At 68.5% G+C, this 17,258-nt stretch carries 15 protein-coding genes and 1 tRNA gene; 1 reads left to right on the forward strand and 15 read right to left on the reverse strand.

Annotated elements, in window-relative coordinates; genetic code table 11:
• Positions 1-123 precede the first annotated feature (123 nt).
• From radA to rnr, 9 genes are all read right to left on the reverse strand, one after another.
• The gene (gene radA / locus LRG10_RS08565; RefSeq protein ID WP_238635150.1) at positions 124-1,473 is read right to left on the reverse strand and encodes a DNA repair protein RadA; all 1,350 of its coding nucleotides are present in this window, start codon (positions 1,471-1,473) and stop codon (positions 124-126) included.
• Entirely contained in the window at positions 1,473-2,567 is a 1,095-nt protein-coding gene (gene alr / locus LRG10_RS08570) for an alanine racemase (RefSeq protein ID WP_238635151.1), read from the reverse strand. The genes radA and alr overlap by 1 nt, the downstream gene beginning before the upstream one ends.
• Positions 2,564-5,215, reverse strand: coding sequence for a replicative DNA helicase (locus LRG10_RS08575; RefSeq protein WP_238635152.1), 2,652 nt, complete (start codon positions 5,213-5,215; stop codon positions 2,564-2,566). Before LRG10_RS08575 ends, alr begins: the two co-directional genes overlap by 4 nt.
• A 32-nt stretch (positions 5,216-5,247) precedes the next feature.
• On the reverse strand, positions 5,248-5,700 hold the full coding sequence (gene rplI, locus LRG10_RS08580; protein ID WP_201241728.1) for a 50S ribosomal protein L9: 453 nt from the start codon (positions 5,698-5,700) through the stop codon (positions 5,248-5,250).
• Positions 5,701-5,739: 39 nt separating this feature from the next.
• The gene (locus tag LRG10_RS08585; protein WP_238633819.1) at positions 5,740-6,621 is read right to left on the reverse strand and encodes a hypothetical protein; all 882 of its coding nucleotides are present in this window, start codon (positions 6,619-6,621) and stop codon (positions 5,740-5,742) included.
• Between the two features lie 9 nt (positions 6,622-6,630).
• The gene (rpsR, locus tag LRG10_RS08590) at positions 6,631-6,855 is read right to left on the reverse strand and encodes a 30S ribosomal protein S18 (protein ID WP_201168890.1); all 225 of its coding nucleotides are present in this window, start codon (positions 6,853-6,855) and stop codon (positions 6,631-6,633) included.
• A 49-nt stretch (positions 6,856-6,904) separates the two neighbouring features.
• Entirely contained in the window at positions 6,905-7,264 is a 360-nt protein-coding gene (gene rpsF / locus LRG10_RS08595; RefSeq protein ID WP_201168894.1) for a 30S ribosomal protein S6, read from the reverse strand.
• Between the two features lie 95 nt (positions 7,265-7,359).
• Positions 7,360-8,178, reverse strand: coding sequence for a 23S rRNA (guanosine(2251)-2'-O)-methyltransferase RlmB (rlmB, locus tag LRG10_RS08600; protein ID WP_201168897.1), 819 nt, complete (start codon positions 8,176-8,178; stop codon positions 7,360-7,362).
• Positions 8,179-8,183: 5 nt separating this feature from the next.
• Positions 8,184-10,658 (reverse strand): ribonuclease R, encoded by a 2,475-nt coding sequence (gene rnr, locus LRG10_RS08605; RefSeq protein WP_201168900.1) that lies wholly within the window; start codon positions 10,656-10,658, stop codon positions 8,184-8,186.
• Positions 10,659-10,807: 149 nt separating this feature from the next.
• Here rnr and LRG10_RS08610 point away from each other — a divergent pair.
• A tRNA-Leu gene (locus tag LRG10_RS08610) sits at positions 10,808-10,894 on the forward strand.
• A 195-nt stretch (positions 10,895-11,089) separates the two neighbouring features.
• On the opposite strand, the gene LRG10_RS08615 is transcribed toward LRG10_RS08610, so the two are convergent.
• From LRG10_RS08615 to hflX, 6 genes are all read right to left on the reverse strand, one after another.
• Complete coding sequence (locus LRG10_RS08615) at positions 11,090-12,385, reverse strand: adenylosuccinate synthase (RefSeq protein ID WP_201168903.1); 1,296 nt, start codon at positions 12,383-12,385, stop codon at positions 11,090-11,092.
• A 2-nt stretch (positions 12,386-12,387) separates the two neighbouring features.
• Positions 12,388-13,566: an ATP phosphoribosyltransferase regulatory subunit gene (locus LRG10_RS08620; RefSeq protein WP_201168906.1), complete on the reverse strand. Its 1,179-nt coding sequence runs from the start codon at positions 13,564-13,566 to the stop codon at positions 12,388-12,390.
• Positions 13,566-13,751, reverse strand: coding sequence for a DUF2065 domain-containing protein (locus tag LRG10_RS08625; protein ID WP_207189659.1), 186 nt, complete (start codon positions 13,749-13,751; stop codon positions 13,566-13,568). Before LRG10_RS08625 ends, LRG10_RS08620 begins: the two co-directional genes overlap by 1 nt.
• Positions 13,752-13,775: 24 nt before the next feature.
• Positions 13,776-14,684, reverse strand: a complete 909-nt coding sequence (gene hflC / locus LRG10_RS08630) for a protease modulator HflC (protein ID WP_201168911.1) — start codon at positions 14,682-14,684, stop codon at positions 13,776-13,778.
• Complete coding sequence (gene hflK / locus LRG10_RS08635) at positions 14,684-15,871, reverse strand: FtsH protease activity modulator HflK (protein ID WP_201168913.1); 1,188 nt, start codon at positions 15,869-15,871, stop codon at positions 14,684-14,686. The genes hflC and hflK overlap by 1 nt, the downstream gene beginning before the upstream one ends.
• 90 nt (positions 15,872-15,961) lie before the next feature.
• Positions 15,962-17,242 carry a ribosome rescue GTPase HflX gene (gene hflX, locus LRG10_RS08640; RefSeq protein WP_255772162.1) on the reverse strand — a complete coding sequence of 427 codons (1,281 nt, stop codon included), beginning with the start codon at positions 17,240-17,242 and terminating at the stop codon, positions 15,962-15,964.
• Positions 17,243-17,258 lie beyond the last annotated feature (16 nt).

A 17,258-nucleotide genomic window follows, 5' to 3' on the forward strand; every position in this document is an offset into this window, starting at 1 on the left:
GGCCCGCGCCCTCCTCCTCGCCCGAGTCCCGCACCACGCACGGGCGCCTCCGCGGCGCCCGTTTCTTTTTCGCCCGGGGCCGTCGGTGCGCGCAGCCGAAAAGCCCCCGCGCGGCGCCCCTCCTCAGCCCATCAGGGCGGTGATCGCCTCCTCCAGACGGCGCACCGGGTGGAGTTCCATGCCCGCCACCCCGTGGCGGGGGGCATTCTTGGCCGGCACCACCGCCCGCGTGAAACCGTGCTTGGCCGCCTCGGCCAGGCGCTCCTCGCCACCGGGGACGGGGCGCACCTCGCCGGCCAGACCGAGTTCCCCGAAGACCACCGAGTCCCGCGGCAGGGGCCGATTGCGCAGGCTCGAGAGCACCGCCGCCAGCGCCGGCAGGTCGCCCGCCGTCTCCTGGACACGCACGCCGCCGACCACGTTCAGGAAGACATCCTCGCCGGCGGTGCTGATCCCGCCGTGGCGCTGGAGAACCGCCAGCAGCAGCGCCAGGCGGCTGCCGTCCAGGCCCACGGCCACGCGGCGCGGCTGACTCCCGGCGGAGTCGGCCACCAGCGCCTGAACCTCGAGCAGCAAGGGCCGACTCCCCTCCCGGGTCACCAGCACCGCGCTGCCCGGCACATCCTGATCGTGACGGGAGAGGAAGATGGAGGAGGGATTGCGCACCTGGCGCAGGCCGTCCTCGGCCATGGCAAAGACGCCGAGCTCGTTGGCGGCGCCGAAGCGGTTCTTCACCGCCCGCACCACGCGGTAGCGGCTGCCCTGATCGCTCTCGAAGTAGAGCACGGTGTCTACCATGTGCTCGAGCACTCGCGGCCCGGCCAGGTACCCCTCCTTGGTGACGTGGCCGACCAGGATCACCGCCATGCCGGTGGTCTTGGCCAGACGCACCAGCTGCGCCGCGCTCTCGCGGACCTGGGAGACCGACCCCGGCGCCGAGCCAAGCGCCGCAGTGTGGAAGGTCTGCACCGAGTCGAGCACCAGGGCCCGGGGGCGGATCCGCTCCGCTGCCGCGACGACCTCCTCGACCGCCGTCTCGGCCATGAGCTTCATGGCGTCATCCGCCACGCCCAGGCGCTGCCCCCGCAGCGCCACCTGCTGGAGCGACTCCTCACCGGTGGCATAGAGCGCCGGGTGCTCGCGGGAGAGGGCCGCCAGCGTCTGCAGCAGCAGGGTCGATTTACCGATCCCCGGCTCGCCGCCGATGAGCACCACCGACCCAGGCACCAGACCGCCGCCGAGGACTCGGTCCAGCTCCGCCACGCCGGTGGCCAGCCGCGGCTCCGGCGCGGTCGATACCTCGGCCAGCGTGGTGATCTCCGTGCCCCGGCCCACCCGGCCACCGCCGGCTGCGGCCGGCTGTGCGATCTCCTCGAGCGTATTCCAGGCGCCACACTCCGGACACTGACCCGCCCATTGCGGTTGCTCCGCGCCACAGTCCGAGCAGAGAAAACGCCGGCGGCTGCGGGCCATCAGGACGCCCCCGTATCCACCGGCTCGCGCCGAACCCGGGGCGGCATCCGGCAGAAGAGCTCGTAGGCAATGGTGCCGCAGGCGTCGGCCACCTCCTCGGCGCGCACCGCGCCGCCCCAGAGGATCGCGGGATCCCCCTCGGTCACCCCTTCGAGGCCACGCAGGTCCACCGCCAGCAGGTCCATGGAGATCCGCCCCACCAGCTGCGTCCGCCGCCCGGCCACCTCCACCGGCGTGCCACTGGGCGCATGGCGTGGATACCCGTCGCCATACCCCACGGAGATAACCCCCACCGGCATGCTCTCAGGACAGCACCAGGTCGCGCCGTAGCCGACCGCGTCACCAGCCTGCAGATGCCGCACCGCCACCACCTGACCGCGAAACGCCATGGCCGGTTGCAGCGCGGGCTGATCTGCCCGGCCATCCACGAAAGGCGATGCGCCGTAGAGCATGATCCCCGGACGCACCCAGTCGTAGTGGCTTGCCGGCCAACCCAGCACACCGGCCGAATTGGCCGCCGAGCGTGGCCCCGGTAGACCTTCACAGGCGGCTTCAAAGGTGGCCAGCTGCCGCTCGGTGGCCAGGTTGCCCCGATCATCGGCACACGCCAAGTGGGTCAGGAAGCCGACGTCGGCCCGCACGCCCGGGGCCTCGGTCAGACGGCGCCAGACCGCCTGGACCTCCTCCGGCGGGAAGCCGAGCCGGTGCATACCGCTGTCGACCTTCACCCAAACCGTCACCGGCGAGGCCAGCCGAGCCTGCGCCAGCGCCTCCACCTGCCAATGGGTGTGAATGACCAGCTCAAGATCCGCAGCCGCCGCCCGCTCCAGATCCTCGACCCGGAAAGGTCCCTGCAGGAGGACGATACGCTCGCGGAACCCGGCCCCGCGCAGCGCTTCGGCCTCCGTGGCGTCGGTGACGGCCAACGCCTCCGCGTGCCCGCTCAACGCCCGGGCCACATGGGTCAGGCCGTGGCCGTAACCATCGGACTTGATCACGGCCATGACCCGCCGCCCGGGAGCTGCTTGGCGCGCAACCCGGAGATTGGCCTGCAGGGCACTCAGATCCACCGTGGCCTGCGCTGCCCGGCTCACCCCGGAATCCCCCCACCGTAGACGTCCTCGATGTAGTTCTCGAACCGGGTGAACTCGCCCAGGAAGGTGAGCTTGACCGTACCGATCGGCCCCTGGCGCTGCTTGGCGATGATCAGCTCGGCCACGCCCTTGTCCGGGGTATCCTCGTTGTAGACCTCATCCCGGTAGATGAACGCAATCAGGTCCGCATCCTGCTCGATGGCGCCCGAGTTGTGACTGACGATACTGTCTGCCACCCAGGATGCCGGCCCGGGCACTGTCAAATCGTAGACATCCTCTTCGCCATCCGGCTCGACGGCGACCAGGGAATCCCAGAACAAATCGCTCTCGCACTGCTGCTGGAGCCAGTCGTCCTGCAGGTAATCCGCGTACTCTCTAAGAACACGTCGCGTCGGCGAAAACCGGAAGTGTGAAGCACCTCCGTAAGCCGTTCCACGATGGGCGGCCATCTGACGGTGGGTAACCCCTCGCTCGGCCATAGCGGCACGCACTTGCTTAAACCAGACGCGCGGCAAGGTATCCCGGTTTGGATTGCTTGCAGTATCCACAAGCACGCTCGCCAAACGCTGCGCTGGCTCTCGGCGCGGACCAAACGCACCGACTTTCATCAAGAACTCGCGCTGGTTTTCGCTCCCGCTCACCCACACCATGTAGGTTGGCAGGTGCTCACCCGTAATGACCTTCTGGATCCGGGCAACGATCCCCAAACGGAGCAGCAGGGCTGCGACATCCTCAGCAAGACCACGACTGTTCGTACTAAGATGCACCGAGTGGCTACCCCTCTGTCCCGGCTTCCGGACGGAGATGGTCCCATCGGCAGCCCAGAGATGGCGGAGCAGTAGACCGATCTGGTCATTCGCGAGTTGAAAAACAGCCGAGGGCAATCGCTTCTCATGGGATCTTTGCCCAAAGATCCCCAGTTCCCGCAGCCACCGATTCAGCCCCGCGGGATGCCAGCGGTTGCCGTTACCGGAAAACACCAGTTGGTGCCAATTACCCCGTCCTCGGTGGCGCTTGACGGTACTGCCAAACGCCTTCCTGGCAGCCGCTGCGACAGCGGCGCTGTTGTCCTCCGAAGCAGTCGTGTACCGCAGCGGCTTACCCGAGATGTAACTGCCATCCCCAACCAGCTGGCCAAGCAAAACCAGCCAGGCGGCCGGCCATCGCTGCGCTCGATCTGGCTCCGGTAGTGTCCGGGCAATCGCGATGCGGTCATCGGCGCTTAGCTCATCAACCCGTTGCCAGCCCGAAGCCGTCAGTAAGCGGTGCCGTCCTGTAGCCCGTAGCACCCGTCCGCTCGCCAGCTGAACACGGTAGACCGGACGCCGACCAACACACCAAACCTTCTCCGCCCTCGCGCGTACCAACCGATGGCGCTCGTTGACGGCAATGACCTCTGGCTCCTCTCCAACCAGTTCAGAGATGGGTGTGCGCCGCCCATCGGCGAGGAGCACCGGGGTATCACCGGTCACGCACTCCCTCAAATCCGACATGATCGGCCGCTTGTTCGGCCGCTGCTCCAGCGAGCGGTTGAGCTGCGACAGGGCGATGACCGGTGTGTTGAGTTCCTTGGCCAGCGCCTTCAGGCCGCGGGAGATCTCCGAAAGCTCGCCGGCGCGGTTCTCCCGGAACCCGGGGATCTGCATCAGCTGCAGGTAGTCGATGACGATCAGCCCGAGCTCATCGTGCTCCCGCTGCAGCCGCCGAGCGCGCGCGCGTATCTCTGTAGGCGTCAGCCCCGGGGAGTCGTCGATGAACAGCGGCGCCTCGGCGAGCAGGCTCATCGTCGAGGTCAGCCGCGGCCAGTCGTCGTCCTGCAGCTTGCCTGAGCGCACCCGCTGCAGGTGCACACGCCCGAGCGAGGCCAGCATGCGCATCGCCAGGGCATCCGCCGGCATCTCCATGGAGAACACCGCCACGGGCTTTTTCAACTGCATGGCCACGTGCTCGACCATGTTCATGGCCACGGTGGTCTTGCCCATGGACGGCCGCCCGGCGACGATCACCAGATCGCCATCCTGGAGCCCGGAGGTCAGGTGATCGAGGTCGTCGAAGCCGGTGGCCAGACCGGTGACGGCCTCTTGGGTGTTGTAGAGGGTATCGATCCGATCGATGACTTGCGGCATGAGCTGCCGCATCCCGACGAAGCCCTGCCGGTGGCGGCCGGTCTGCTCGGCGATCTGGAAGATGGTCTGCTCGGCGTAGTCGAGGAGATCCTCGCTGCTGCGCCCTTCCGGGCGGAAGGCCGCCTCGGCGACATCGGAGCCGGCGCGGATCAGCTGCCGCAGTACCGAGCGCTCGCGGACGATATCCGCATAGGCGCGGATGTTCGCCGCCGAGGGGGTCTCGCGGGCAATACCCCCGAGATAGCTGAGGCCACCAGCCTCTTCGAGTCGGCCCTGCTTGCGCAGCCACCCGGAGAGGGTGACCACGTCCATGGGGTGATTCCCCTCCGCGAGCTCGCCCATGGCCCGGTAGACCAGGCGATGCTCGCGGCGGTAGAAATCCTCCTCGTGGAGACGGTCGGCGACCTGATCCCAGGCGGCGTTGTCGAGCATCAGCCCGCCGAGCACCGCCTGTTCCGCCTCCAGGTCGTGCGGCGGAACCTTCAGGGCCTCGGAGTCCGAGGCGGATCCGTCACCCTGCACCGTCTCCTCCCCGGGTTACCCCCGGCTGGCGATCAGGACTCGTCGCCCTCGACCACAACCTTCACCGTGCCCTCAACGTCGGTGTAGAGCGACACCTGCACGTCGTACTCGCCGGCCACACGGATCGGCCCCTCGGGCATGCGCACCTCGCGCCGGGCCAGCTCGACACCGGCCTGCTCGGCGGCGTTGGCGATATCCGCCGGGCCCACCGAGCCGAACAGCTTGCCCTGCTCGCCGACCTTGGCCGCGATGGTCAGAGTCAGCTCCTGGAGCTGCTCCAGGCGGGCCTGGGCCGCCTGCTCGGCCTCCCGGGCGGCCTTCTCGAGCTCGGCGCGACGCTCCTCGAAGTAACGGATGTTCTCCTCCGTAGCCATCTTGGCCTTGCCGTACGGCAGGAGGTAGTTGCGGCCGTAGCCCGGACGCACCCGGACGCGATCACCCAGGTTCCCCAGGTTCGACACCTTTTCCAGAAGAATCAGTTCCATGCCTTGCACCTCGATCGTTCGTATTCGGTTGTGACGGCGCTACTGCGAGGACGTCCCGCCGCCGAGTCTTCGCCGCCACTGGAACAGCGCATCGCCGATCCCCACCAGCGCCAGCGGGCGGAACAGCAGTGGCGCCAGCACATACACCGGCACCAGCCACCCACCGCTGAGCCCCCGCGCCGCGACGATGGCGTGGCTGAACGCAATCGCCTGGACCACAAAAGCCGCGCCGGTGACCAGCGCCAGGTCGGTGATCAGACCCGGGCCGGCGAACAGCCCCCCGAGCCAGAGCACCAGGGCAACCAGCGCCGCCTCGCGCCCCAGATCAAGGGCGTGAAACTCCGCGCGCAGGCCGCCCGGATTGAACAGCAGCGCCTGCAGCCCCCGGCCGATGAGCAGCCCGGCGAGGACGACCAGCATCAGATTCACCGCCCAAAGACCGGTCATCACCGGCAGCAGCTCGTCCTGCAGCAGGACCCCGGCCTCGCCGCCGAGTTCCGCCTCACCGCCGGCGACGGCCAGGAAGGCCTCGACCACCGAGCGCCAGTAGGCCGCCGGGTCCGGCACCACCAGATGGAACCCGATCACGGCAACCGCGCCCAGGCCCATCCACAGCAACAGGGTAAGCGGCAGGGAGACGCTCCGGCGCAGCACCTCGGCAAGCAGGAGCACCGGCACCCACTGCTCGAGGATCAGTCGCAACGCGGGCTCGCCCGTTCCCAGCGCGGCGAACATCAGCGCAAACAGCGCAGCCCCCGCCATGGCGCCGACCACCACACCCTGGCGCAGCCCGTCGCGCAGGGTCACCAGCGCCAGGGCGCCGGCGGCCAGGACGGAGAGCAGCGGCAGCAGTGCCGCTGCCACCATGACCGTGGCCGCCTGGAACGGCCCGCGCAGAATGAAGGCGGCGAACGCCTTCACGGCCCCGGCTCAGTGACGGTCCGTGTACGGCAGCAGCGCCAGGAAACGGGCGCGCTTGATCGCCCGCGCCAGCTGGCGCTGGTAGCGCGCGCTGGTGCCGGTGATCCGGCTCGGCACGATCTTGCCGGTATCGGTGATGTAGTTTTTCAGCGTGTTGAGATCCTTGTAGTCGATCTCCTTCACGCCCTCCGCGGTGAACTTGCAGTACTTACGGCGCCGGAAGAAACGTCCCATGGTCTAGCTCCTCGTTGATCGTCGGTGTCGGCGGGCGCGTGGCGCGGTTTTACTCCGCGTCCTCGGACTCCTTGCGGTCCTCGCGCTTCTCGTTGCCCTTGGCCAGCGGCGACGGCTCGGTGACGGCCTCGTCGCGGCTCAGCACCAGGTTGCGGATGACCGCGTCGTTGAAGCGGAAGGCGGAGGTGAGCTCGTCGATCTCATCCTTGCCGCACTCGACGTTCATCAGCACGTAGTGGGCCTTGATCAGCTTGTTGATCGGATAGGCCAGCTGCCGACGACCCCAGTCCTCCAGGCGGTGCACGGTGCCGCCGCTGGACTCGACGATGCTGCGGTAGCGCTCGACCATGGCGGGAACCTGGTCGCTCTGGTCCGGGTGGACCATGAAGACAATCTCGTAGTGTCGCATCCATCACTCCTTACGGTTATTCGAGCCGCAGGCTCAAACAGCCTCCACCCCCACGGATGTGAGGCAAGGTTGCACCTCGGGTTAAGCGGGCAAGTCTACCCGAGATCGCCGCCCTGTGGAAAGCGCTGACGGACAGCCTCGAAAAGTAGGACGCCCGCGGCCACGGACACGTTGAGGCTTTCCATCGTACCGGGCATGGGGATCGCCACCAGTGCGTCACAACGCTCCCGGGTCAGCCGCCGCAGGCCCTCGCCCTCGCCGCCGAGGACCAGCGCCAGCGGGCCGCGCAGATCGATCTGATAGCAGCTGCGCTCCGCCTCACCGGCGGCCCCCACGGTGTAGACCCCAGCCGCGCACAGCTGCTGCAGGGTCCGCGCGAGGTTGGTTACCTGGAAGAAGGGGATGCGCTGAACCGCGCCGGCGGCGGTCTTGTGCACTGCCGGGCTCAGCGCCGCCGCCCGGTCCCGCGGCGCCACCACGCCGTGGGCGCCTGCCGCCGCGGCGCTGCGCATGCACGCGCCGAGATTGTGCGGATCCTGAACCCGATCGAGCACCAGTAGCAGCGGCTCGGGCTCGGTGGCCAACAGATCCGCCAGCTCCCCTTCGCCGCGGGCTGGGGTACCGCTGTAGCGCAGGATGACGCCCTGGTGGTTGCCCCCTTCAGCCATCTCATCGAGCGCCCGCCGATGCACGCGCTCGACGCTCACTCCCTGGCGGTCCAGCTTGTCGAGCAGGCGCTCGAGCCGGGCATCCCGTCGACCGCGCTCCACCCACACGGCTTCGACGCCGGCGGGATCGTAGGCGGCAGCCTCGCGCGCGGCGTGTTGGCCGTAGACCAGTTGAGCCCCGTCCTCGGCGGTGTCCGCAGCCGCGGACCCCTTGCCGCGGCTACGGCGTCGTCTGCCCTGTGCCATGACCGTCAGTTACTGCGATCGCTACCACTGCGGCGCCGTCCGGAGCGCCGGCTCCGGCTGCTGCGGCGGCTCTTACCGCTGCCGCCCCCCTCCTTCTGCGATTCGTCGCCCGACTCGCCGCCCTTGGCGGCCGTTTTGCGCTTCCCCCCGCCCTCGGACTTGGCGGATTTCGACGACCCGCTGCCGGACGGGCCGGCGCCGGAAGCCGACTTGCGGCCGCGGTTCGTACCGCCCTTGCCGCGCTTGCCCGACTTACGGCTGCCATCCAGAGGCTCGCCGTCAGCGTCCACCGGATGAGCGACCATCTCCAGATCGATCTTGCGGTCGTCCTTCTCCACGCGAGCCACGCGCACCCGGACCCGGTCGCTGAGCCGGTACTCCTTGCCCGTCCGGTCACCGACCAGCCGGTGTCCCACCGAGTCGTAATGGAAAAAGTCGCTCTCAAGATTGGTGATGTGCACCAGACCGTCGACGTAGACCCCCTCCAGCGAGATGAACAGCCCGAAGGAGGTGACCGCCGCGATCACCCCGATGAACTCGTCACCCAGGTGGTCCGAGAGATACTCACACTTGAGCGTCATCTCGGCATCCCGCGTCGCCTCATCCGCCCGGCGCTCGGCCATGGAGCAGTGCTCACCGAGGGTGACCAGATCGTTGTGGGTCACCGGGAAACTGCGCCCGCGGTGACCGTCGATCACATGGCCGATGCCCCGGTGGACCACCAGGTCGGGGTAGCGGCGGATCGGCGACGTGAAATGCGTATAGGCGTCCAGCGCCAGCCCGAAGTGACCGGCGTTGTCCGGCCGGTATTCGGCGGCCTGCATCGACCGCAGCAGGACGGTCTCGATGAGGTGGCGATCGGGGCGCTCGCGGGCCTGCTCCATCACCCGGCCGTAATCCTTGCCCGTGGGCTCTTCACCGCCACCGAGTTCAAGCCCGGCCTGGGCCAGGAACTCCTTGAGCTGCTCGAGCTTCTGCTCGCCGGGGCGCTCGTGGACCCGGTAGAGCGACGGCACCTTGTTCTTGGTCAAGAACTTGGCCGCGCAGACGTTGGCCGAGATCATGCACTCTTCAACGACCTTGTGGAAGTCGTTGCGCTCCGTCGGTTCGACGGAGACCACACGCCCCTCGTCATCGAAGTGCATCTGCGTCTCGGTGGTGTCGAAATCGATGGCACCCCGCTCCTCACGGGACTTGCGCAGCGTCTTGTAGAGGTTGTGCAGGTTGCCCAGGTGACGCACCACGTCCTCGCCGATGGCCGAGCGCGCCTTGCGGTCGCCGTCGACCACCGCCGCCGCGGCCTGGTCGTAGGTCAACCGCGCCGCCGACTGGATCACCGCACGATAAAAGCGCGAGCGCAGGACCTTGCCGTTGCCCTGCAGGAGCATGTCGCAGACCATGGCCAGTCGATCGACCTTCGGGTTCAGCGAGCACAGCCCGTTGGACAGGGCCTCGGGAAGCATCGGCACGACCGATCGCGGGAAATAGACCGAGCTGCCACGCAGTCGCGCCTCCTGATCCAGCGCGGAGCCGGGGCGCACGTAGTGGGACACGTCGGCGATGGCGACCACCAGCCGCCAGCCCTTGGCGGTGGGCTCACAATAGAGCGCGTCGTCAAAGTCCTTGGCATCGGCGCCGTCGATGGTCACCAGCGGCAGCCGACGCAGGTCGGTGCGCCCCTGCTTGTCGGCCTCGGGGACCTCCTCACCGAAGGCGGCGACCTCCTCTTCCACCTCGGCCGGCCAGTCCATCGGGATGCCGTGGATGCGCGCGGCCACTACATCCTCTTCACCGACGTGGATCGTCCGCCCGAGCACCTGAGTAATGCGGCCAATGGGCTGTCGACGCTCGTTGGGCTGGGCCAGGATCTCGGCCACCGCCAACTCGCCGTCCTCGGCCCCGCCGCGCCCGTCCGGCGTCAGCAAAACGTCCTGCTGCAGCCGCTTGTTCTCCGGCACCAGGAACCCCACCCCGTGCTCCTCGAAGAACCGGCCGGTGATCTGCCGATTGCCGCGCTCAAGGATCTCGACGAGCTCACCCTGCGGCGTACCGTGCTCGTCGCGGCCGGTGATGCGCACGATGGCCCGGTCGCCGTGGAGCAGGCAGCGCATCTGGCGCGGTGACAGGGCGATCCGATCGCCGGTACCATCCGGCAGCAGGAAACCGGAGCCGTCCGGTCGCCCCATGACGCGGCCGCGAACCAGCTCACTGTGATCCACGACCAAGTACCCGCGGCGGCGATTGCGCACCAGCTGCCCGTCACGCTCCATGGCGCGCAGCCGGCGGCGCAGCGCCTCATGCTGATCCGGGCTCTCCAGCCCCAAGGCCTCGGCGATCTCGCGCCGACCCAACGGGCGACGGTGGGCGGCCAGGAGCTCCAGCAGATACTCCCGGCTGGGGATCGGGTTCTCGTACTTGGCCTGCTCGCGCTCCTGATACGGGTCGCGCTTGGGGGGTCGCTTCTTGGTTTGCTTCGCCATTTTCTATTCCTTGGATCAATCCCGGGAGGATACGCCAGCGGGCCGGGCCTCCACAAAGGATTCCGACCGCCTCGCGATGGCCTGTTGACACCTGCCCGGGGGCGCCGTTACAGTCTTGCGCACTCGCTGACGAGGTCTTCAGCGGGCATGCCGAGGTGGCGAAATTGGTAGACGCGCTAGCTTCAGGTGCTAGTGGGGGAAACCCCGTGGAGGTTCGAGTCCTCTCCTCGGCACCAATTTCCCCAAGCTTCTGAGCCACACGGCTCGGAAAGTCGAAAGCCCCCGGGAGGCATCCTCCCGGGGGCTTTTTTGTTGCCGGGTCAAAACCCAGTGTCGCCGCTGACCCCTCGCGGGGAATGGTCAGCGGCGCTGGATGCATCGGATCACTGGGGAGGCGTCGAAGCCAAGGCGCAGAACCCGCGCCGGGCGGATCAGAACGGGCTCTGGCGGACGATGGTCTCGTTGCGATCGGGCCCGGTGGAGATCATCGCCACCGGGACACCGACCAGCTGCTCGATGCGCTCTAGGTAGGCGCGAGCGTTCTCGGGCAGATCCTCGTAGCGCTCGATGCCCGAGGTGGTCTCCGCCCAGCCGGGCATGTCCTCGTAGACGGGCTCGCACTCGGAAAGGGTCTCCACCTCCGACGGCAGCGTCTCGCAGAGCGCCCCCTGGCACCGGTAGCCGACGCACAGCCGGAGCGTCTCCAGGCCGTCGAGGACATCGAGCTTGGTGATGCAAAGCCCGCTGAGGCTGTTGATCTGCGCCGCCCGGCGCGTGGCCACGGCGTCGAACCAGCCGCAGCGGCGCTGCCGCCCGGTGGTGGCGCCAAACTCATGGCCCCGCTCGCCCAGGTGCATACCCATCTCGTCGTCGAAGTCGAGTTCCGTGGGGAACGGCCCCTGCCCCACCCGGGTGGTGTACGCCTTGGTGATCCCCAGGATGTAGTCGAGGGTGCGCGGGCCGACGCCGGTCCCCGCGGCGGCGGCACCAGCGCAGGTGTTCGACGAGGTCACGAAGGGGTACGTGCCGTGATCGACGTCCAGCAGCGTACCCTGCGCGCCCTCGAAGAGGATATTGCGTCCGGTGCGCATCTCCGCGGTCAGCAGGGCACCGACGTCGGTGGCCAGCGGCCGCAGCTGCTCGCCGTGGGCCAGCGCCTGATCGAGGACCTCCTGGAAGTCCATGGTCGGGGCGCCGAAATAGTGCTTGAGCACGAAGTTGTGGTAGTCGAGCAGCTCGCCGAGCTTCTGCGCCAGGCGCTCGCGGTGGAACAGATCCGACAACCGCACGCCGCGCCGGGCCACCTTGTCCTCGTAGGCGGGACCGATGCCGCGGCCGGTGGTGCCGATAGCCGCCTTGCCTTTCGCCTTCTCCCGGGCGTGATCCAGCGCCACGTGGCAGGGCAGGATCAGCGGGCAGGAGGGGCTGATGCGCAGCCGTTCCCGCGCCGGAACCCCACGGGCCTCGAGCTCGCGGATCTCTTCGAGCAGCGCCTCGGCGGAGAGCACCACGCCGTTGCCGATCACGCAGGTAGCATCATCGCGGAGGATGCCGGACGGGATCAGGTGCAGCACCGTCTGCTCGCCGTCGATGACCAGCGTATGGCCGGCGTTGTGCCCGCCCTGGAAGCGCGCCACGACCCCGGCGTTCTCGGTCAACCAGTCGACGATCTTGCCCTTGCCCTCGTCGCCCCACTGCGTGCCGACTACGACCACATTGGTGCCCATACTCACTCCGTATCCAGTTCCCAGGTGCCGTTGCGCTCGACCAGGCGTCGATCGCAACCGTGGTTGTCCTGCTCGTCGCCGGGCAGCTGCCAGACCACCCGCTCACCGGCGGCGCGCAACTCGGCCACGCGTGCATGCAGCGCCGGATCATCGCCCCAGGGGGCGAGCACGCCACCCCCAGCCGGCCCCGCAACGCCGCCGCCGAGGTTGAGCAGCGCCTTGAGGTCAGCGCTGTAGCCGGTGGCCGGCCGCGGCCGCCCGAACGCCCGGCCGATGCCGTCGTAGCGCCCACCGCGCGCCAGCTCCTGCCCATAGCCCGGGGTGTAGGCGGCGAACACCAGCCCGGTGTGGTAGCGGTAGCCGCGCAGCTCGCCCAGATCCAGGTGCAGCGGCAACTCCGGCTCGCGCCGCGCCAGGCTGTCGGCCACCACACGCAGCTGCTCCAGCGCCTCGGCCACCGCCGGACCGGCCCAGCCGAGCACCGTCTGCGCCCGCTCGAGGACCTCCACGCCACCGTGCAGCCCGACCAGCGCCGAAAGACGCTCGGCCTGCGCCGTCTCCACACCGGCCTCGGCGAGCACGACGGCGATCTCGTCGCCGGCCTTGCGCTGCAGGGCATCAAGCAGGGCCTCCTCGGCGGCCGGGCCGAGGCCGAGGTCCTCAAGCAGGGCCTCGAAGATACCCACGTGCCCCACATCCAGATGCAGCTGCTCCACCCCGGCGGCGCGCAGCGTGGCGAGCATCAGCGAGATCACCTCCAGATCGCTCTCCACCCCGGCGTGGCCGTAGAGCTCTGCGCCAAGCTGCACGGCATTGCGGCTGCCGGCGGGCCCTTCGGCCCGCGCCTGCAGGGTGCTGCCGATGTAGCACAGCCGGGTGATGCCCTCGCGGCGCAGCTGATGGGCGTCGATCCGGGCCGCCTGCGGGGTGATGTCGGGGCGCACGCCCAGCGTCCGCCCGGAGAGTTGATCGGTGACCTTGAAGGTCTGCACGTCCAGATCCCGGCCGGTGCCGGTGAGCAGTGCCTCCAGGTACTCAATGAAAGGGGGCATGATCAGCTCATACCCCCAGGAATCGAAGAGATCCAACAGCCGACGGCGCAACGCCTCGGCCTGTGCGGCCTCCGGCGGCAACAGCTCGTCGACGCCGTCCGGCAGCATCCACCGTGCCTTGCGATCCATTAACCTCGCACCCAGTAGAGCAGCAGAACGCCCACCCCCATGGACAGGAGGCCGACGGTCCGCAGGCTTCGATCATCCATCTCGGCGGCCTGCAGGAACACCCGGCGCAGGGCGCCGGGGTTCGCTGCAGGGAGGATGCCCTCGATCACCAGCAGGAGGGCGATCGCGGTGAGCAGGTCACCCATCTCCACGGCGATCCCCCCTCTCGGTCAGTCCTGATCGGGGGACCCGAGCTCGCCGTTCATCCCCGGCAGCTGCTCGCCGCCGTCGAAGAAGCGGAAGAACTGCGAGTCCGGCGACAGGACGAACAGATCGTCCTCACCCTGGAAGGACTCGCGATAGGCCCTGAGGCTGCGCTGGAAGGCGAAGAAATCCGGCTCCTGGCTGTAGGCGCTGGCGTAGATCTCCGCCGCGGTGGCATCACCCTCACCACGCAGGGACTCACCGTCCCGGTAGGCCTCGGCGAGGAGCACCGTCCGCTGACGGTCGGCGTCGGCGCGAATGCGCTCGCCGGCCTCCTCACCGCGGGCGCGGATCTCGCGGGCGACCCGCTCACGATCCGCCACCATGCGGTCGAAGATCGAGTCGGTAACGTCCTCGGGCAGATCGATGCGCTTGAGGCGCACATCGAGCACCTCCAGCCCCAGGCTCTGCGCCGCCTCGGCGGTGGTCACGCGCAGGATGTCCATGATCTGCACGCGCTCGCCGGAGATGATGTCCTGCACCGTGCGCTTACCGAACTCGGCACGCAGGGCATCGCGGATGATCTCGCGCAGGCGTTGGTTGGCCCGCTCCGGCTCACCACGGACGGTGGTGTAGTAACGCTCGGCATCATCCACGCGCCACTTCACGAAGGAGTCGACGATCAGGTTCTTCTGCTCCACCGTCAGGAACCGTTCCGGCTCCTCGTCCAGGTTCTGCACCCGGGCGTCGAACTTGCGGACGTTGTTCACGAACGGGGTCTTGAAGTGGAGCCCCGGATCAAAGTCCGACTTGATGATCTCACCAAGCCGGAACTTGAGCGCGACCTCCTTCTCGGAGACGGTGAACACCGAGAAGTAGCCGAGGATCGCGGCCACCACCAGCAGGGGCAACACGACGTTCTTCAGGATTCGCATCAGCGCGTCCCCCTATCACGGAGCGCCTCTCGTGCTCGCTGCGTCGGCGAGATGGCGTCCCGTTCCTGCGGTACATCGATATTGGATTCGCCGGCAAACGCCGTCGTGCCACTCCGGCGATCCATGAGCTTGTCCAGCGGCAGGTACATCAGCGACTGGCTGGACTCGGAGTCGAGCATCACCTTGGGCACGCGCCCGAGGATCTCCTCCATGGTCTCGAGGTAGATCCGCTGACGCATCAGCGACGGTGCGTTGCGGTACTCGGCCACCAGCGCCTCGAAGCGGGCCGCGTCACCCTCGGCCTGGGCGATAACCTGCTCGCGGTAACCGTCTGCTTCCTCGAGAATGCGCGCCGCCTGGCCCTGGGCCCGCGGGATCAGCTCATTGGCGTAGGCCTGGGCCCGGTTGATGGTGCGCTGCTCGTCCTCCCGGGCGCGGATGGCGTCCTCGAAGGCCGGCTGCACCGGCTCGGGGGGCTGGATATCCTGGACCGCCACCTGCACCACTTGCAGCCCGGTGCGGTACTCGTCCATCACCTCCTGGAGCAACCGCCCGGTCTCCTGCGCCACCTCGGTGCGGCCTTCGGTGAGCACATACTGCAGTTCACGCTTGCCGATGATCTCGCGCACGGCACTCTCGGTGACCTGCTTGAGGGTCTGCTCCGGCAAGCGGAAGTTGAACAGGTAGAGGAAAGGATCATTGACCTCGTACTGCGCCGCGATCCGCACATCGACGATGTTCTCGTCGCGGGTGATCATCAGCGCCTCGGCCGGCACGGGACGGGCCCGATTCTGCATCGACTCGTAGCCGACCTCGGCGATGCGCCGCTGGTCGACATTGACCCGCTCGATCTGGCCGATGGGGCGCGGCCAGTGCCAGTGCGGCCCGGGCTCCGTCGTATCGGAGTGGCGACCGAAGGTCAGCTCCACCCCGCGCCAGCCCTGGTCGACGATATAGATGCCGGATAGCATCCAGACCACGAAGGCGCCGAGCGCCAGCAAGCCGATGCCGGTTGCGCCGGGCCCGCGGGAGGGCCCGCTGGGCATGCGCCCGCCGAACAGGCCCTGCAACTGCTCACGCAACTTGCGGAAGACCTCATCCAGATCGGGCGGCCCCCCACTGCCGCCGCCTTTGGGGCCGCTGCCCCAGGGGTCGCGGCTGCCGCCGCCGGGCTCATTCCACGCCATTCGGGACTCCGTATGTGACTAAGACGATCCGCCGTCAGGTCGGTCGAACGGTCAGATTCTAGGGAGCTGCCCCGCCAACCGCAACCGAAGTCAGGTAGGGACAACCTCTCCGCGCGGCAGCCCCTCACGGACATGGAGCCTTTCCAGCTCATGCACGGGGAGCTCCACCTCCAGAGCGAGCTGGCCGTCGTCGGCGCAGTGCTCCTCGATGACACAGCCGAGCCGGAACAGCTGGGCACGCAGGCGCCCCTGATCCGGCCGCAGATGGACACGGCGCCGGGTGCGCTCCGGGCCGAGCCGCTCGGCCACCGCCTCGAGCAGGGCTTCCACCCCCTCACCGGTGGCCGCCGAGATCCGTACGCCGGTCACCAGGCCTTCGTCGTCCTCGATCCGGCCCGGCGCCAGGGCGCAGGTATCCACCTTGTTGTAGACACGCAGCGTGGGCACCGCATCGGCACCGAGTTCCGCGAGGACCGCCTCCACCTGCTCGATCTGGTGCTCGCGCTCCTCGGCCCCGGCGTCGATGACGTGAAGAAGCAGATCCGCGTCGGTGACCTCCTCGAGGGTCGAGCGGAAGGCCGCCACCAGATCGTGGGGCAACCGGCTGATAAAGCCCACCGTATCCGAAACCACCGCCGCCGAGCCACGGGCCAGCTCCACGCGGCGCCACGAGGGATCGAGTGTCGCGAACAGCCGATCCTCGGCCAGGCGCTGTGAGCCGGTAACGTGATTGAACAGGGTGGACTTGCCGGCGTTGGTATAGCCGACCAGCGAGACCACGGGCAGCTCGCGCTTGCGCCGGGCCTTGCGGCCCTGCTCACGGGTTCGGCGCACCTTGGCCAGGCGCCGTTCGATCTGCTGGATGCGCCCGCCGATGAGCCGGCGGTCCATCTCCAGCTGCTTCTCGCCCGGGCCACGCAGGCCGATCCCGCCTTTCTGCCGCTCCAGGTGGGACCAGCCGCGGACCAGGCGACTGGCGACGTGCTTGAGCTGCGCCAGCTCCACCTGGAGCCGGCCCTCGAAGGTTCGCGCCCGCTGCGCGAAGATATCCAGGATCAGCCCGGTGCGATCGAGCACACGGCAGCCCAGGTCGGTCTCCAGGTTGCGCTCCTGAGCCGCCGACAGCGGCTGGTCAACCAGCACCAGCCCGGCGTCCAGTTCGCGCACCCGCTCGGCCAGCTCGGCGACCTTGCCGCGGCCGATGAAGGTCCGCGGATCCGGGGTGTCGCGTCGGTGGCGAAAGCGGCCCACCACCTCGGCGCCGGCGGAGTCACCCAGCGCCTCGAACTCCTCCGCGGCGTCCAGGGCGTCCCCTGGAAGCCGGACGTGCAGCACCACGGCCCGTTCGCCCCCAGAAGGCCGCGCGAACAGATCCGCCGGACCGCTA

Origin of the sequence: Halorhodospira sp. 9628 (assembly GCF_022228075.1) — a bacterium.
GTDB classification, from domain to species: domain Bacteria; phylum Pseudomonadota; class Gammaproteobacteria; order Nitrococcales; family Halorhodospiraceae; genus Halorhodospira; species Halorhodospira halophila_A.

Coding starts and splice junctions, on each gene's coding strand:
- radA (WP_238635150.1), bottom strand. CDS start 1,473: ATGGCCCGCAGCCGCCGGCGTTTTCTCTGCTCGGACTGTGGCGCGGAG.
- rplI (WP_201241728.1), bottom strand. CDS start 5,700: ATGGAACTGATTCTTCTGGAAAAGGTGTCGAACCTGGGGAACCTGGGT.
- rpsR (WP_201168890.1), bottom strand. CDS start 6,855: ATGGGACGTTTCTTCCGGCGCCGTAAGTACTGCAAGTTCACCGCGGAG.
- rpsF (WP_201168894.1), bottom strand. CDS start 7,264: ATGCGACACTACGAGATTGTCTTCATGGTCCACCCGGACCAGAGCGAC.
- rlmB (WP_201168897.1), bottom strand. CDS start 8,178: ATGGCACAGGGCAGACGACGCCGTAGCCGCGGCAAGGGGTCCGCGGCT.
- rnr (WP_201168900.1), bottom strand. CDS start 10,658: ATGGCGAAGCAAACCAAGAAGCGACCCCCCAAGCGCGACCCGTATCAG.
- LRG10_RS08615 (WP_201168903.1), bottom strand. CDS start 12,385: ATGGGCACCAATGTGGTCGTAGTCGGCACGCAGTGGGGCGACGAGGGC.
- LRG10_RS08620 (WP_201168906.1), bottom strand. CDS start 13,566: ATGGATCGCAAGGCACGGTGGATGCTGCCGGACGGCGTCGACGAGCTG.
- LRG10_RS08625 (WP_207189659.1), bottom strand. CDS start 13,751: ATGGGTGACCTGCTCACCGCGATCGCCCTCCTGCTGGTGATCGAGGGC.
- hflC (WP_201168911.1), bottom strand. CDS start 14,684: ATGCGAATCCTGAAGAACGTCGTGTTGCCCCTGCTGGTGGTGGCCGCG.
- hflK (WP_201168913.1), bottom strand. CDS start 15,871: ATGGCGTGGAATGAGCCCGGCGGCGGCAGCCGCGACCCCTGGGGCAGC.